The sequence below is a fragment of the Epilithonimonas sp. JDS genome, from assembly GCF_021261315.1.
GTDB lineage: Bacteria > Bacteroidota > Bacteroidia > Flavobacteriales > Weeksellaceae > Epilithonimonas.
Window position 1 is genome coordinate 521,933 of the sequence record NZ_JAJSAX010000002.1, and the last position, 16,604, is coordinate 538,536.

A 16,604-nucleotide genomic window follows, 5' to 3' on the forward strand; every position below is an offset into this window, starting at 1 on the left:
AAAAAAACGGTTTTAGAATTAATTTTAAATCAAAAAAGAATTCTGATAAATTAAAACAGCTTTTTTGAAAACCACAAAAGGCACAAAAGTTCTATAAATATTTAGTTATTCAAAAGTTAAAAAAAGGAGATTATAATACAAACTTCTTTTGTGACTTTTGTGGTTAAAAATTTAGTTTCCAAAATTCACAAAATGCGGAATATCTGCGCCAAAACTGTTCAGCGGTAAAACGTTATTTCGATTGCTGTTAAAATCAAAAACAGAGTTGTTATCAAATGGAACTTTAGGATAATAAGTAAACGAAATCTGAATCCTGTTGAACACCAAATATGGATTATTAATCAAAACACCAATTCCGATTTTCGTGTTTGCATTGGTTTTCATCAAGCTGTCATTCGGCATTGCTAACCAGCCAACTGCAGTCGTGAGATATGGACTGAAATGGAAATTCTTCCACGTCTTATTCACAAAAAGTTGGAGCTGATATCTCAAAACCAACTTCTTCGTTCCAATGTAATCGGCGTTATAAACAGGAAATTCGTCACGGGCAGAAAGGTTGATTCTGTCTCGGTAAGAATAATTGTGCTGAGGATTTCCAAGCGCTAAAGTTGGTGCGAAAAAGTGTCTGACTTTCGCAAATTTCCAATCCATCAGATTTGTAAAATAGGTTCCGTCCAACCGGAAAGACTCTCTGTTTTGACTATCTTCATTGAAAAATCTTCCAAACTGCGCTTTCAAATTGAAATAACCGATTTTTGTAAACTCACCATATCCAGCAGAGATTCCAGCGTAAGGCATTATTTCTTTGCTTCTGGAAAGTACGCCGGCGGTGACACTTAATGAGTTTCCGTAAGAGATATCTTCGGGCAATTCGTATTGGAAAATATTTTTTTCGACTGCAAATTTCCTTTGGATAAAACCAACCGAACCCAACAAACTGCTGTAAGTTTTGAAGTAATCAAATTGGTCAATCCCAGGACTATCTTTGTACTGATAATTCTGGAAACGCCCGATGAAAGCGATGTTACTGGAGACTCTTTCCTCCGGATTCGCGGAAACCGGAATCTGATAACCGCCCCACAAATCCTGACTGTAAACCTTGATTTGAACTTCTGGCAAAGCACTTCTGTCCACCATCGGCAAAGCCACATTTCGCATAAAATATTCGAATGAAAAACCACCAGCCCATTTCGTCAAGGGAGAGAAGAAATCTCTTCTCGCATTAAAATTAATTCTTTCGTTTTTGTAAAAATCACGTTCGCCCAAAACTTGCGCATTGATGTAAGAACCGAACAGATTGTAAGCCGTGTAACTTCCCATCAGATAATCCTGATTTTGCTTGGAATCGTTTCTGTAAAGGAAGTTGGCTTCGTGTCCGAGTCCTAAAAAATTCTCCTCTGTAACGCCCATTCCGATTTTGCTTCCGGAGAAACTTCCGCGTGGTTTCAAACTCCAGGAATCGAGAACTTGCACTACGACATCAATAGAATCTCTGGTCGAAGTGCTATCCGCAATACTGATTTTCACGCGGTTTACGAACGGCATTTCACGAAGGAGACGTTCGGATTCATAGAGTTTTTGAGCGTTGTATTCTTCGCCTTTTTTGAAGAGCAAATAATTATTGACCGTCGAAATTCTGGTATTGGAATGCAGATGATTTGTGAACCAATCGTACCATTTGGCTTTTTCCTTTTTTTCTTTGGTGTTGTATCCAAACGGGTCAATCGTTTCGATTTTGATATTTCGGATGTGTTTTCCGTCGTATGAGGCTTGTGTTTCCTTCTCAGTACGGGTTTTCACAGAAACAGAATCTGCTTCCCGACGAAAGATGAAACGGTGGATGAATTTGGTGAATTTTCTTTTGTCGGAGTACTTTTCAATCTTATAATAGATAGAATCCTTTTTCTCTTTCTCCTGCGCAGACACAAAAGAAACGCTACATAAAAACAGAATTAACGCAAAAATATTTTTATGCATCAGATTACAAATACTTCAAAAATTAATTAGTAAAATCCTTCTATCAATTTACAAGCCAATAAAGCAAAATCATCAACAAAGGCAATCCGCTACAAGATTCTACCCAAAATGAAAAGTACGTTCCCTTATTATCATTTTCAGAAAAATAAATCATAATAAATGTGAAAACCGTTGTCATTAAAAAACTTAAGGCAAATTCTTTATCAAGAAATATTAAACTTAATAAACAAGCAACGAAAACTAAAAGATAAGCCAAGTACTTTGTTCTTTGAATACCAATTAAAATGGGAAAAGTTACCACATCATCGCTTTTCATATCACGAATATCGAAAGGCAAAACCAAAGCCGAAATAAACAACCACGAAATCCAGAAAATTTCCCAATTGAATTCTGGCAGAATGAGCCACGCATTAATCAAAGCCCAAGTCAAGCCAACATAAAATACTTTTAACAAAGGAATTTTTCGAATAAATTTCTCCAGAAAAAAAGAATTGTAAAGCAAACCAATGATGACAATCACGGTCCATTTCAACAATCTGATTTCGTTATGATTAAAGACAATCAAGCAAAAGCTTAGAATTCCACAAATGAAATTAAAAACCAAAATCTTGATTAAAGCCTTTCTACGACTTTGATATTTCGTGTAAAGATAACCGCTGAAATACGTGATAAAAATCAACAGCAAACTCGGCCAACGGAATATGTTTTGCTCCAGCATAAAAAATCCAGCCATCAACGTTCCCATCAGCGAGACAAAAATCTGGCTGTCAATCACATATTTTTTTGCTAAATTTAAAATCGACATTTTACTTTTAACAAATGTCCGAAAAATTGTTCTAAATCAATAAGATTTCCAAAGTGTTAATTTTTAAAAAAGATTTTAATCTTTCCAACCTTTGATAAAATAATGCATCTTTATACAGTGAATCATTCACTCAAAAAAAATAAAAGTCAAATATGAAAATCATTAAATCAGTCTCAGTTTTCTTGCTGATGCTTTTCTTCATCAACTTTTCGGCGCAGAATTACTACGATTCTCAATGGAAAAAAGTGGATGAAAACTACAAGAAAGGAACTTACAAAAGTAATCTTCCGATAATTCTGGACATTCAAAACCAAGCGATGAAAGACAACAACGCCATCCAAATCATCAAATCTCTGAAAGCGGAATTCAGCATCCTGAAGCAAACGCACGACGATACGCAGAATGATGAAAACTCCAAATTCTTTTCGAAACTTCAAAGCACGGAAACCAAACTGAAAGGCGATGAGAAGCAACTATTTCATCTTCTGACTTTGGAATTCATCAATGATTATTACGATAACAATTCTTGGAAAATCAATCAGAAAACGAATATCGACAATCAAAATCTGTCACAAATTGAGACTTGGAGCAAACTGGATTTCAAGAATTTCCTGGCTAAAAACTATTCAGATTTAGAAAAAGAAAATTCGTTTTTGAAGAAAATTCAGACGCAGAAATACAAGGAAATGTTTGACGAAACTGAGAATTTGGATTATTTCCCTACTCTTTTGGATTGGTCAAATTTCAATTACATCGAGTTTTTGAGAAATCAAAATCTTTTCACGCCAAACGAACTGAAAGTCAATTCAAAGAAAATCAATGACCTTTATGATTCGGAGATTTCTGGAAATTCTGGGAATTCAAAACTGTATTTTCAACATCAAAAAATCAATTATAATTGTGAATTGAATCATTGCAAAGACAAATTTGCTCAACTTGAAAAATTGGTTGGCGATGAATCTATAAAAGGCGATTACAAAGTTCTGATTATTGATGAAATGATTGAACTTCTTCAACAAAAAGAAGATAACAAAACTGCTTTGGTTTGGGTTAATAAAGCGAAAGAACTTTATCCAAAATCGAAGTTCATCAATAATATTCTTAACAAAGAAAATGCGATAAAAAATCCGCAACTTAATTTATTCTACGAAAAAGAAACACAACCGAACAAACCAATCCACATCGTTGCGGAAGGTAAAAATGTGAAGCAATTTTCGTTAAATATTTACGAAGTAAAAGATGATTCGCAAGGTTTTCTGAATCACGTTTTCGATTCTTACAAAACTCCATTTTCCAAGGTCAAAAAATTGTTGGTAAGAAAGGATGAATTCAGTTTGCCCGTGTCTTCGGATTTCAAATCACATAAAACATCTTTGGAGCTGAAAGCACTTCCAGCAGGGATTTATCTGGCGGAATATGTGGTGGAAAATTCGGTTCAGGGCAATTATTATTTCATTGTTTCGGATTCGAAAATCATCTTCTCCAAAAAAGATGACAGCAATCCAAAAGGAAATATTCTGAAACTCGTGAACAACGAAAACGGAAAAGCTTTCATTAATGAAAACCTTGATATTACTGAATATGTTCGTGGAAAAGCGGTTACAAAATACACGGTAAAAACTGATAAATACGGGAATTTTCAGTTTCCAAATTCTGCGAATCAGGAATATTACAGAAACTTCCTTGTGAAGAATGGAAACAATTTTTCGATGATAAATGTTTATGGTTACGATTACGGCAACCGAAACAAATCTGAAAATCAGGAAAGTGCGCAGATTTTCCTCGACAGAAAAATCTACAGACCTGGACAAATTGTTTATTTCAAAGTGATTGCAACGGGAATCAACGGCGAAACTCAGAAAATGAAAACGCTGGATAAAGTGAAGCTGAACATCACTTTGAACGACACCAACGGCGAGGAATTACAGACTTTAAAACTGACAACTAATGAATTTGGCTCTGTTAATGGCAGTTTTACGTTACCTAAAAATAAGCTGAACGGGAATTTCAATATCGAAGTTGATGACGATAACAATTCCGCTTATAACATCAATGGTTACGCCGATTTTCAGGTGGAAGAATACAAACGTCCAAAATTCGAAGTGACTTTTGAACCTATAAAAGACGAGTACAAATACGGCCAAACCATCCAATTGAAAGGAAAAGCGATAATGTTTTCCGGCGTTGCTCTAAGCAATTCGACTGTGAATTATGAAATCAAAAAACAAAATATTCGTTGGCGTTATTTCTGGTGGTATCTGCGTGGAAACGATAATGAAAACTCGATTCTCGGAACGGCAAAAACCAATGAGAAAGGCGAATTTACCATCAAAGTAGAACTTAAAAAAGATGAAACTTTAGAAGGTATTCAGATTGATAATTATGCCATCAACGCTTCTGTGACGGACATCAACGGTGAAACTCAATCTGCGGACACGAACGTAAAAGTGGCTTCGGTTTCCCATTATATTTCGGCGGACAATGTTAACAATATTTTCTCTGATGAAGCTGTAAAACTGACTGTGTCGACGAAAAATTACAACGACCAAGTTCTTGCAAAATCTTACAATGCAAAACTGGAAAAGCTGGAAGAACCGAAGCAGATTTTCAGAAGTCAATTTGAAAATACGATTCAGGATTTGCCGAAACTTTCCAAGGAAGAATTTGTGCAGAAATTCCCGCACGACAGATTTGGTAAGAGTGATGATGTGAAAAACTGGAAGGTGGAAAAATTAATTGTTGATGGGCTTCGAGAGCCTCAGCCTGACAATGCGAAGAAACCGACAACCAACAACCAACAACCGACAACTAATTTAGATTTAGGGAAATTGGAAGCGGGAACTTACAAACTTCAACTTTATAATATCGAAGGAAAAGACACGATAAAAACGGAGCAATTCTTCAAAGTTTGGGATAAGAAATCGCTTGGGCAAAATCAAAAACCGTTCTTGGAAATCATTAAACCAAAACAGGATTTCAAACGTGGTGAGAAAGCAAAAGTGTTTGTTTACTCCGCCGTTCCTGATGCTTTGGTGAATGTTTTTGTTCAAAACGGAAAAGGCGAAACGGTGACGGAAACGCATTCTTTCAAAAACGGAATTCTGGAATATGAAACTTTGATTCCGAAAGATGAAACTGTTTCGAGAGTTAATTTGCAATTTCAACTGGTTGCATTTAATGATGTAAAAACTGAGAATGTGGATTTGAAAATTGCTGATAGCAAAGATGATTTGAAAATTGAAACGGTGACTTTCCGCGACAAACTTCAGCCGGGACAAAAAGAAAAATGGACGGTGAAAGTTTCTGGCGCTGGGAATGAAAAAATCAATGCGGAAGTTTTGGCAAGTATGTATGACAAATCGCTTGACCAATTTGCTTCGAACAGTTGGAATTGGCAGGGATTTTATTCGCAGTTTTTCCAAAGTTCTTATGATTTGAGAAATGGACTTTCGCAAGAAAATTACAGTAAGTATTTTAAGTATTTAACGATTGACAATGTTAGCAGTCCTCAATTCAATTGGTTTGATAATACAATCGCTATGGGATACGGAAGACGAAATATGGTCTACTCTGAAATGGCGATGGCTCCAGTTGCAAATAAATTAGAAGGAAATGTTGCTGGCATAGTTGTAACTGCAATGGGAATTAAACGAGAAAAAAAATCTTTAGGATATGCATCTGATTCGGTAAAAACACAAGATATTGAAGAAGTCGTTACTACAAGCATAAAAGAGAAAAATTTAGACAAAGTTCCAGTTCGTCAAAACCTCAACGAAACGGCATTTTTCTACCCAAATCTTTTGACCGATAAAGATGGCAATGTGAGTTTTGAATTCACTTCTCCGGAAGCTTTGACGCAATGGAAACTGTTGTTTTTGGCGCATACGAAAGATGCGCGTTCTGCGACTTTGGAAAAATCCGTGGTGACGCAGAAAGAGTTTTCTGTCACACCAAATTATCCAAGATTTTTGCGTGAAGGTGATGAACTGAATCTTCAATCAAAATTATCGAGTTTGGTGAATCAAAAACTAAATGGTGTGGCGCAATTGCAGATTTTGGATGCGTTTACAAATGAAGATATTTCTGAGAAATTCGGGATTAATCAATTGACTGCGGTTTCTGGATTTAATAAAGAACAAACTTTTTCATTAAGTGAAAATGGAAATTCTGTGGTGAATTGGAAAGTGAAAGTTCCGAATGATGTTTCATCAATTATCATTAAAATTGTTGCCAAAGCTGGAAACTTCTCAGATGGCGAACAAAAAGCCATTGCCGTTTTGCCAAACCGAATGTTGGTGACGGATGCACTTCCGATTTTTGTGAAAGAAGGACAGACGAAAACTTTCACTTTGGAAAATCTAAAAAACTCAAATTCTAAAACGTTGACCAATGTTTCCAACACTTTGGAACTGACGACAAATCCGATTTGGGAAATTATGTTTGCGCTTCCAAGCTTGAAAAATGATACTAATAATTCTGCTGATGTCATCTTCAACAAATGGTTTGCCGATGTTTTAGCTTCGGAAATCTTCAAAGCGAATCCGAAACTGAAAACGGTTTTTGATGAATATCAATCGAAAGGTTTATTGACTTCGAATCTGGAGAAAAATCAAGAGCTGAAACAATTGTTGCTTGAAGAAACGCCTTGGGTTTTGGAATCTAAAAACGAAACCGAACAAATGGAAAAACTGGCGAGATTGTTTGATGCGAACACGATGAGAAATTCCATTCAAAATGATTGGAGCGAATTGCAAAAATTGCAAAATCCTGATGGAGGTTTTTCTTGGTATCAAGGTTATCCGAGTTCATACTATAATTCATTATATATCTTGAAAAATTTAGGAAGAATCAATGATTGGCTGAAAGGAAATGTGGCGGATTATCAAAGTTCTGAGCAGAAAGAAATGGTTGCAAAACTGGTTTCTTATGTTGATAATGAAGTGAATAAATACTGGAAAACAGATAAGGACAATGTTTGGAACAATTTCGTGATTGATTATCTCGACACCCGAAGTTATTGGGAAAAAGAATATCCTTTAAAAAATAAAGGTGCGACATTAAAATCTTTGGTCACATCAAAAGCGAAAACAGCAAAAATCACGGATTTCACTTTCTTTGGATTGCATCGTTCGGCTTTGTTATTCAATAATTATGGATTGAAAGAGGTATCGAAAAAATTAATGACTTATCTTAAAGAAACTTCGACGGACACGGAAACTCAAGGTGTTTATTGGAAACAGAATCTGAACGATTGGGGTTGGTATTCATCCAAAACGGTGAATCACGCCGGAGCTTTGGAAGCGTTTAACAAATTGACGCCGACAGATGAAACCTTCATTGAAGAAATGAAAATCTGGCTTGTGACCCAAAAAGAAGTGAATTCGTGGGGAAGTTCGCGTGGAACAGCTGAAGTGATTTTCACGATTTTGAATTCTGGGAAATCCTGGACTTCTGTGGAATCTGATAAAGCGGAAATTACCTGGGGCGGAAAAGCATTGAAGCCTCAAACGCAAGCGACAGGTTATGTGAAACAAGCGATTATTTCTGACAATTTGGATAAAAATCTAGCGACGGTTTCCATTAAAAAAGACAGTCCGGGAATTGTGCAAGGTGGTTTGTTCTGGCAATATTATGAAGATTTGGATAAGATAAAATCTTCGGAAAGTTATATTTCCATTACTAAAGAATTGTACAAAAAAGTGAAAACTGAAAATGGGGAACAATTAATTAAAATCAATGGCAATTCACCAATTAAAGTTGGTGATAAAGTTACGGTAAGAATGATTCTGAACACGGACAGAAATATGGAATTCATTCACCTGAAAGATATGCGAGCGGCTGGTTTTGAACCTTTGGATGTGATTTCTGGTTACGAATGGAAAAATAATCTCGGCTATTATCAATCTACAAAAGATGCGTCCACGAATTTCTACATCGAATATATGCCGAAAGGAAAATATGTTTTCGAGTACGATTATGTGGCGAATGCAAGTGGGAAATTTAGTAATGGAATTACAACTTTGCAAAACTACTATGCGCCGCAGATGAACGCGCATACGCAGGGAACGAAGGTGGAAATCTCTGAATAAAATTAATTTTAAAATGTTAAAATGACAACCAAATAGTAATATTTGGTTGTTTTTTTTTAATTTTAGAACCTTGTTAATCGATTGTATTTAAAATTATATATCATCTATTAGTTTAAATACAAACAAAATCAATGAGTTAAAATTCTATCAAATAATATAAATTAATTATGGTAAAACAATTATTAACGGCAACCGGCATTATGGCTTCTCTAATGCTGAGTGCACAAAAAAACTTTTGGAATCAGGTCCAAAACACAAGTGTTTTAGGTAAGACCGCTCTGAAAGAGAGAAACACGACACCTGTAGATTACAAGCTCTACAAACTTGACGTACAAGGTATACAGTCAGAACTTGCTAAAGCTCCTAAAAGGGAATCCAGCAATGACAATTTTATTTTAAAATTTCCAACCTCATCCGGAAAACTTGTAGATTACATTGTAAAGGAAGCGCCAGTTTTGGCTGCAGAATTGGGTAATAAGTATTCTGACATCAAATCATACGTCGGCTATCAGAAAGATCATTCTGAAAACACGATCAGATTTAGCACATCTCCTTATGATGGTATCAATGTGATGTATTTTGACAACTGGGAAGTTAGCTATTTGGATACTTATACTAACGATCTATCCACGTACATTGTTTACAAACGTAACAGCCTGCCTGCAAATCCGGAAAAGTTCAATTGCGGCTACGAAGAAAGCAACTTTATACAGCAGCCGGAGAGTCTTCCAATAACATTAAAAGCGCCAATCGTGAGAGACGGGCAAATGAGAACTTACCGTATGGCATTGGCCTGTACGATTGAATATGCAGCTTACCACGTGAACAGAGCTGGACTGAGCGGCGGAACGACTGCACAGAAGAAAGCAGCTGTACTGGCTGCAATGAATGCATCTATGACCAGAGTAAACGGTGTTTATGAAAAAACACTTTCTCTCACGATGGTTTTGGTTCCAAACAATGATCAGATTATCTTTATTGACAGTGATAATTTTGACAACGCCAACTCTGCTCCGACATATCCGTTGCTGGGACAAAATCAAACCGTTTGTGACAGTGTGATTGGTAGCGCAAATTATGACATCGGCCACGTCTTCAGTACTGCATCTGGCGGTGTAGCTACGTTGAGATCGCCTTGTAATGCCGCAACGAAAGCGCGTGGTACTACAGGCACTAACTCTCCTATCAATGATGCCTTTAATATTGATTATGTAGCGCACGAGATCGGTCATCAGTTTGGCGGAAATCACACCTTCAGAGCAAATACTGGATCTTGTACAGGCAATGCGAATGATGGGACAGCAGTAGAACCAGGAAGTGGATCTACAATTATGGCATACGCCGGAATCTGCGGAACACTTAATAACATACAGACCCGAAGTGATGCATACTTCCATTCTGTAAGTGTGAATGAAATGTATAATTTCATCTCCCGCACCACAGATTGTTCTGTAAAAACACCTAACAATAATTCGGTACCAAGTGCTGATGCAGGTGCAGATTATACAATCCCTTACGGTACAGCATTTGTCTTAACAGGAACTGGAACAGATCCAGATGGTGATGCACTGACATATCTTTGGGAACAAACAGATGCAGCATCTTTAGCAAACAGTCCGCAACCGCCAACCGCGACAGCTGTGGCAGGGACAGTCTTTAGATCATTCACACCGACTGCCTCTCCTCATAGATATTTCCCTACAATGGCTTCTATTGCTAACAATATTTTAAATCCGAAATGGGAAGTGATCCCTACGGTAGAAAGAGATCTTAATTTTTCTCTTCTTGTAAATGACAACAAGGCTACAGGAAATCAATCTGCAAGAGATCTAATGAGAGTAAGCGTAATGCCAACAGGTCCTTTCAAAGTGACTTCACAGACTGCTGCGGCTAACTATATTGGTGGAAGCCAGCTTGCGGTAACTTGGGATGTTGCAGGAACAAATGCAGAACCTATCAATACAGCAAATGTGCAGATTTATATCTCGTCTGACAACGGACTTACTTATCCGACTCTATTGGCAGAAGTTCCGAATAACGGATCTGCTTCTGTGACACTTCCAAATTTGGATAACGGAAATGCGAGAATTATGGTGAAAGCTGTGAACAATATTTATTTCGCTGTGAATTCGGCTAGATTTAATATTAATAAAAATCTTGCAGTTAATGAATCTGCGTTCAACAAAGGCTTTGACATCTATCCAAATCCTGCCAAAGGAGAAGTTAACATCTCATTGACAAATAAGGTTAAAGGTGCAAGTTATCAAATCCTTGATCTGTCCGGAAAATTGATTTCTAACGGCGCTTTGGAAAATGAAAAAACTAAAGTAAACATCTCGACTCTTAAAACAGGAACTTACAGAATCGTAATTTCTAACAACGGAGATACAACGAGCAAAAATCTAATGGTTAAATAATTAATCATTATTATCCATAAAAAAAAGACCAACTTAATCGTTGGTCTTTTTTGTTTCTCAGCAGATCTTAAAATCCATATTGCAGTCCTATCTGCAAAGCGCTGTTGCGAAGTTGCTTGTCATCATTGCTCCAAGTGGTAGAACCTGATTTTTTGATATCGGTAAAGCCAACCAGATATCTTGCTCCTATTGTAATATTATTAATTCTGAAACCAAGTCCTACTGCTCCACTCAAATCAAAACTGTTGTAGTTGGAATTATTTCTGTACTTCTTAATTGTGACCACATCATCCGTTTTGTTTCTGTCACTGTTTCCGATTAAAAAGGAAAATTGCGGTCCAGCTTCCACAAACAATTTAGGAATGGGCTCAAACTGAAACATTATAGGCGCAGAAATGTAATCCAGACCAAGTGTGTGAGACGTTTTGGTATTATCATATTTTACGCCGACACTATTATAAAGCACCTCTGGCTGAATGCTGAAAACACTGTTAACCGGTGCGTGCATATAAACCCCTACAAAATAGCCAAGTTTGGCATTGGTATCATCCCAACTTCTCTCCTTGCTTATTGTCGAAATATTTGCGCCGCCTTTTACCCCAAATGACTGTGCCGAAATAAGGGATGTTGCAGCAATCGCCAATACCTGAAATATCTTCTTCATAAATATAATTGTTTATTGGTCACAAAAATATAAATTAAGAAACAAAAAAAGACCGAATTAATCGGTCTTTTGTAATATTTAAGATTTTGTAATATTAGAATTTGTAAGACAATCCAACTTGAAAAGCATTATTTCTATTTTTTCCGCTTTGCTCCAAAGTAGTATTACCATCTTCTCCATTATTTTTTTTACTGATATCAGTAAAACCTGCTACATATCTTGCATTTATACCAAAGTTTTGAGTGAAATTAAATCCAAGTCCTAAAGCAGCTCCCATATTAAATCCGCTAAAATTGTCTTTAATATCTCTACTATCTGAATCGTAACTATCTGCATCAAAATTACCTTCTACATTAGTATAGCTTGAATTTCTAGCTTTTGCACTAATAAGAAATCCGAACTCTGGACCAGCTTCCAAATAAAAATTTGGTGTTGCATTAAATTGGAACATTACTGGAACTGTAATATAGTCTAAGTTTGTACTGCTAGAAAGTCTGTACGAATAATCTGAACCTGCAACAGTTCCAGAACCTCTTTCTGTAATTTTTGCTCCCATTTGGCTATACAAAACCTCTGGCTGAATACTAAACATTTCACTAATTGGTGCGTTCATAAAAATACCGCCATAAAAACCTGCCTTGGCTTTTGAATCTTCATAACCATCATCGGAGATTGATGAAACATTAAGACCTGCTTTTAAACCGAATGTTGGACTTGTTTGAGCGAATGCAAAAGTTCCTGCTACTAAACCTAATCCTAAAAATAACTTTTTCATAATATCAAATTTTAATTTTGTTTTACGGAAAGCATACTTCCAAATACTTTGCCAAAAAATTAAAAATAATTGATATTTTTTTTAATTATGATCTCAAATAATTAATTATCAATGGATTAAAAAACTTATTCATTGAATAATATCATTAATTAACATTCATATTTTTATAGAAATCCAGAGTCAAAATGATCTGATCTGCGTGTAATTTCTGATCAAAAACGCAACTTCCGACACCATTGATGAGTGAAAAATTGATATTTCCATCCTGATTTTTCTTATCATTAAACATCAAATCCATAATTGCCCCATTCTTAAATTCAGAAATATCGATGTAAGGAAAGAATCTCTGGATCTTTGTAATGATGGTAGAAGAGTCGTCCACATCTATTAATCCTGCAAGAAATGCTAAATGTGTTTCGCAAATCATTCCAAGGGCAACGGCCTCGCCGTGTGGAATTAGAGTTCCTTTTTTCATAAAAAGACTTTCCACCGCGTGACCAATGGTGTGGCCAAAGTTAAGAATCTTGCGTACATTTTCCTCTTTAAAGTCATTTGTCACCACATCATTCTTAATTTCCATACTTCTGTTGATGAACGGCGCAAGATCTTCCGGCGTGATTTTATATAATGAACTTAATTCGTTCCAGTGGTTTCCGTCGGCAATCAAACCGTGTTTCAGCATTTCTGCAAAACCACTTCTCAGTTCTTTAAAATCCAAAGTTTTCAGGAATCCGGGATAGAAAAAAACACCTTCCGGCAAAGCGAAAGTTCCGATGATATTTTTGAGAAACTGATGGTCAATTCCTGTTTTTCCGCCGATAGACGCGTCACACATTGCCAGCAACGTTGTTGGAATATTGATAAATCTGAATCCTCTTTTATAAGTCGAAGCCACGAAACCGCCCATATCCGTTACTACTCCACCGCCAAGATTGATCAGTAAAGATTTCCTGTCAGCTTCCATTTCTGAAAAAATTTCCCAAAGTTGAGTGGCTGTTGCGATGTTCTTATTCTCTTCACCAGCTTCTATTTCGATGATTTCAAAAGGTGCATCGGTTGCTAGATTGGGAAGTAAAATGGGAAGACAATGTTCGTGTGTATTTTCATCCACCAGAATAAAAATTTTACTTGGCGAAACTTCGTCTATATATAGATTAAGACTGCTGAAATCTTTGTCGAGTTCCTGTATCATAACTAATATTTTAACAAAAATAAAAACAAAATGAATAGCAAACTGATTATTTTGAGATTAATTTCAATGATGTGCATTATCAAGAAACATTAATCTAAAATCAAATCATTGCTATTTGTAGGCTTTCAAATCGTTTTGAAAAATTGTCGATTGTAGTTTTATATCCGAAACTTCCTTTTGATCTATTTTTTCATTCTGATTAATGACATTCCCATTTACAAAGTAAAATCTTGATTCTGAAATTAATTTTGGTTCGATATATTGACCTTCATTATCAATTGTTTGAAACTTCTTTCTCAGCACAAAAATTAAGTCATTGTGATTAAAATAAAATTGAGTCACGATCTCCTGGTTTGATAATCCTACAGAATGTACTATTTTTTTTAATTCCTTCCTGGTATAAAAACCTTCCAATTCCTGGCCATTATCCGTCACTTCATTTTTAACATCGACAAAATAATCGTTGGAGATTTTCTTTACCACATAATTTTTGGAATTGTTAATGATCTCAACTTGTTTTCTGATTGCACTAACATTTTGACCGAAACCAAAAACCGGCAGACAGAAAATCAATAAAATAACAAACTTTTTCATAAGGTTAAATTAAACAAAAAAGAGAAGCTAAATCGCTCCTCTTTAATATGAATTTGAATCGTATTATATAGATTACATATGAATCGATCTCTTTCCAGTAGCATCCAAAGCCGCTTCTTTCACAGCTTCTGCATAAGTTGGATGCGCGTGAGAACTTCTTGCGATGTCTTCTGCACTTGCACGGAACTCCATTGCGATCACGCCTTCTGCAACCAGATCTGCTGCTCTTGCGCCAATCATATGGAAACCTAGCACCTCATCCGTTTTCTCATCAGCGATGATTTTTACAAATCCGTCTGTATCACCACTAGCACGGCTTCTTCCTAAGGCTCTCATTGGGAAACTTCCCACTTTGTAAGCCACGCCTTCTTCTTTCAATTGCTCCTCGGTTTTACCAACGCCTGCAACTTCCGGCCAAGTGTAGACAACGCCTGGGATCAGGTTATAATTGATGTGAGGTTTTTGACCAGCCAAAATCTCAGCAACCAAAGTTCCCTCTTCTTCAGCTTTGTGAGCCAACATCGCACCTTTGATGACATCACCGATTGCGTAAATGTTAGAAACATTCGTCTGCAAATGGTCGTTGGTTTTCACTCTTCCTCTTTCGTCCAGTTCTACGCCAGCTTTTTCCAATCCAAGTCCGTCTGTGTAAGGTCTTCTTCCTACAGAAACCAGAACGTAATCACCTTCGAAGCTTACTTCCTCACCTTTCTTGTTTTTAGCTGTTACTTTAACAGAATCTCCATTTCTTTCAACCGCCGAAACAGCTGTAGAAAGTTCGAATTTCATCCCTTGTTTTCTAAGAACTTTTTGCAATTCCTTAGACAAACTTCCGTCCATTCCAGGAATGATCTTATCCATAAACTCGACCACAGTCACTTGAGAACCTAATCTCAAATAAACAGAACCAAGTTCTAATCCGATAACACCTCCTCCAATTACTACCAAATGTTTTGGAATTTCTTTAAGATTCAAGGCTTCTGTGGAAGTGATGATTCTTTCTTTATCAAGATTGATGAAAGGCAAGCTGGATGGTTTGGAACCAGTTGCGATGATTGTATATTTAGATTCGATCACTTCGGAAGAACCGTCGTTTTTGGAAACTTTGATCTGGGTTGCAGATTCGAAACTTCCAAGACCTTCAAAAACGGTGATCTTATTTTTATCCATCAAAAAGTTGATTCCCTTTGTGGTTTGATCCACCACTTCGTTTTTGCGGGCGATCATTCTTGCGATATCAGCAGTCGGCTCATTGATGATGATCCCGTGATTTGCAAAGTCGTGTTTTGCCTTTTCGAAATGTTCAGAACTATCAAGCAAAGCTTTTGAAGGAATACATCCAACATTAAGACAAGTTCCGCCTAAGGTTGAATATTTTTCAATAATTGCTGTTTTGAAACCCAATTGGGCAGCACGGATTGCCGCAACATATCCACCAGGACCAGAACCGATAACGGTTACATCAAATTGACTCATATTATTTTGATTATTATTCGAATAAAATTTCCTCAAATTTACGGAATTAATGCCATTTAGCAAATTCTAAAAGCCACAAACTCTCCACTAAATATACCTTAGCCATTTTTTCTTTTTGTGGTCATTTTTATATCTGAAATACCATTTGCAAAGCGGATACATTACAATGACCAGAAGAATCCAAAAAACATAAACCCACAAAAGCGAAACGCCGCTTTCTACATCGTTCGGCCTTCCGAAACGGTCTCCAAATGAAAATTCTGAAAATTGAAATCCCTGAAACAGGAGAATAATAAATAAAACGGGATGAATAATGTACCAATGAACCAAAAAATAAAACAAGGGTACTTTTCCGAATACAGAAATGATTTCTGTCAATTTATTTTTAAATCCTTCAACAAAATATAGCAACAAAAACATAATTCCCAATGTCATCAAACAAAACAAAAGTGACGGCGGATATTTGGTAACATTAATGAAAGATAGAAATGTAAAAAGTGGATCTTTTTGTGTTGACCAAATGCTGGGATCGCCGTAAACATTCAGAAATCTTAAAACAACCAATAATAAAAGACTCGCTAATCCAATGTAAAGAAATTTCTTTTTTCTGGACAA

Annotated in this window: 10 protein-coding genes; 2 read left to right on the top strand and 8 right to left on the bottom strand. The window is 36.3% G+C overall.

Translation table 11 applies throughout. The annotated features are described in order from the left end of the window. Positions 1–171 precede the first annotated feature (171 nt). Together LUD75_RS09035 and LUD75_RS09040 are read right to left on the bottom strand one after the other, a co-directional pair. Complete coding sequence (locus LUD75_RS09035; protein WP_232705346.1) at positions 172–1,977, bottom strand: hypothetical protein; 1,806 nt, start codon at positions 1,975–1,977, stop codon at positions 172–174. Positions 1,978–2,020: 43 nt separating this feature from the next. Next, positions 2,021–2,782 carry a UbiA family prenyltransferase gene (locus tag LUD75_RS09040; RefSeq protein ID WP_232705347.1) on the bottom strand — a complete coding sequence of 254 codons (762 nt, stop codon included), beginning with the start codon at positions 2,780–2,782 and terminating at the stop codon, positions 2,021–2,023. Between the two features lie 152 nt (positions 2,783–2,934). Here LUD75_RS09040 and LUD75_RS09045 point away from each other — a divergent pair, with 152 nt between their 5' ends. Together LUD75_RS09045 and LUD75_RS09050 are read left to right on the top strand one after the other, a co-directional pair. After that, on the top strand, positions 2,935–8,871 hold the full coding sequence (locus tag LUD75_RS09045; protein ID WP_232705348.1) for an MG2 domain-containing protein: 5,937 nt from the start codon (positions 2,935–2,937) through the stop codon (positions 8,869–8,871). A gap of 167 nt (positions 8,872–9,038) precedes the next feature. Then, entirely contained in the window at positions 9,039–11,288 is a 2,250-nt protein-coding gene (locus LUD75_RS09050; RefSeq protein ID WP_232705349.1) for a zinc-dependent metalloprotease, read from the top strand. A 67-nt stretch (positions 11,289–11,355) separates the two neighbouring features. Here the strand turns inward: LUD75_RS09050 and LUD75_RS09055 are convergent, their stop codons facing one another. The 6 genes from LUD75_RS09055 to LUD75_RS09080 form a co-directional block, all read right to left on the bottom strand. Further along, on the bottom strand, positions 11,356–11,952 hold the full coding sequence (locus LUD75_RS09055; RefSeq protein ID WP_232705350.1) for a porin family protein: 597 nt from the start codon (positions 11,950–11,952) through the stop codon (positions 11,356–11,358). A gap of 94 nt (positions 11,953–12,046) precedes the next feature. Then, positions 12,047–12,727, bottom strand: coding sequence for a porin family protein (locus LUD75_RS09060; RefSeq protein ID WP_232705351.1), 681 nt, complete (start codon positions 12,725–12,727; stop codon positions 12,047–12,049). A 145-nt stretch (positions 12,728–12,872) separates the two neighbouring features. Beyond that, positions 12,873–13,919 carry a 3-dehydroquinate synthase gene (gene aroB / locus LUD75_RS09065; protein WP_232705352.1) on the bottom strand — a complete coding sequence of 349 codons (1,047 nt, stop codon included), beginning with the start codon at positions 13,917–13,919 and terminating at the stop codon, positions 12,873–12,875. Between the two features lie 111 nt (positions 13,920–14,030). Next, the gene (locus LUD75_RS09070) at positions 14,031–14,513 is read right to left on the bottom strand and encodes a hypothetical protein (RefSeq protein ID WP_232705353.1); all 483 of its coding nucleotides are present in this window, start codon (positions 14,511–14,513) and stop codon (positions 14,031–14,033) included. Positions 14,514–14,585: 72 nt separating this feature from the next. After that, positions 14,586–15,989, bottom strand: coding sequence for a dihydrolipoyl dehydrogenase (lpdA, locus tag LUD75_RS09075; RefSeq protein WP_232705354.1), 1,404 nt, complete (start codon positions 15,987–15,989; stop codon positions 14,586–14,588). An 87-nt stretch (positions 15,990–16,076) separates the two neighbouring features. Further along, entirely contained in the window at positions 16,077–16,604 is a 528-nt protein-coding gene (locus tag LUD75_RS09080; protein ID WP_232705355.1) for a hypothetical protein, read from the bottom strand.

What these genes read in the sequence shown, in the direction of transcription:
- LUD75_RS09040 (WP_232705347.1), bottom strand. Translation starts at nt 2,782, where the DNA reads ATGTCGATTTTAAATTTAGCAAAAAAATATGTGATTGACAGCCAGATT.
- aroB (WP_232705352.1), bottom strand. Translation starts at nt 13,919, where the DNA reads ATGATACAGGAACTCGACAAAGATTTCAGCAGTCTTAATCTATATATA.
- LUD75_RS09055 (WP_232705350.1), bottom strand. Translation starts at nt 11,952, where the DNA reads ATGAAGAAGATATTTCAGGTATTGGCGATTGCTGCAACATCCCTTATT.
- LUD75_RS09045 (WP_232705348.1), top strand. Translation starts at nt 2,935, where the DNA reads ATGAAAATCATTAAATCAGTCTCAGTTTTCTTGCTGATGCTTTTCTTC.
- LUD75_RS09070 (WP_232705353.1), bottom strand. Translation starts at nt 14,513, where the DNA reads ATGAAAAAGTTTGTTATTTTATTGATTTTCTGTCTGCCGGTTTTTGGT.
- LUD75_RS09035 (WP_232705346.1), bottom strand. Translation starts at nt 1,977, where the DNA reads ATGCATAAAAATATTTTTGCGTTAATTCTGTTTTTATGTAGCGTTTCT.
- lpdA (WP_232705354.1), bottom strand. Translation starts at nt 15,989, where the DNA reads ATGAGTCAATTTGATGTAACCGTTATCGGTTCTGGTCCTGGTGGATAT.
- LUD75_RS09060 (WP_232705351.1), bottom strand. Translation starts at nt 12,727, where the DNA reads ATGAAAAAGTTATTTTTAGGATTAGGTTTAGTAGCAGGAACTTTTGCA.
- LUD75_RS09050 (WP_232705349.1), top strand. Translation starts at nt 9,039, where the DNA reads ATGGTAAAACAATTATTAACGGCAACCGGCATTATGGCTTCTCTAATG.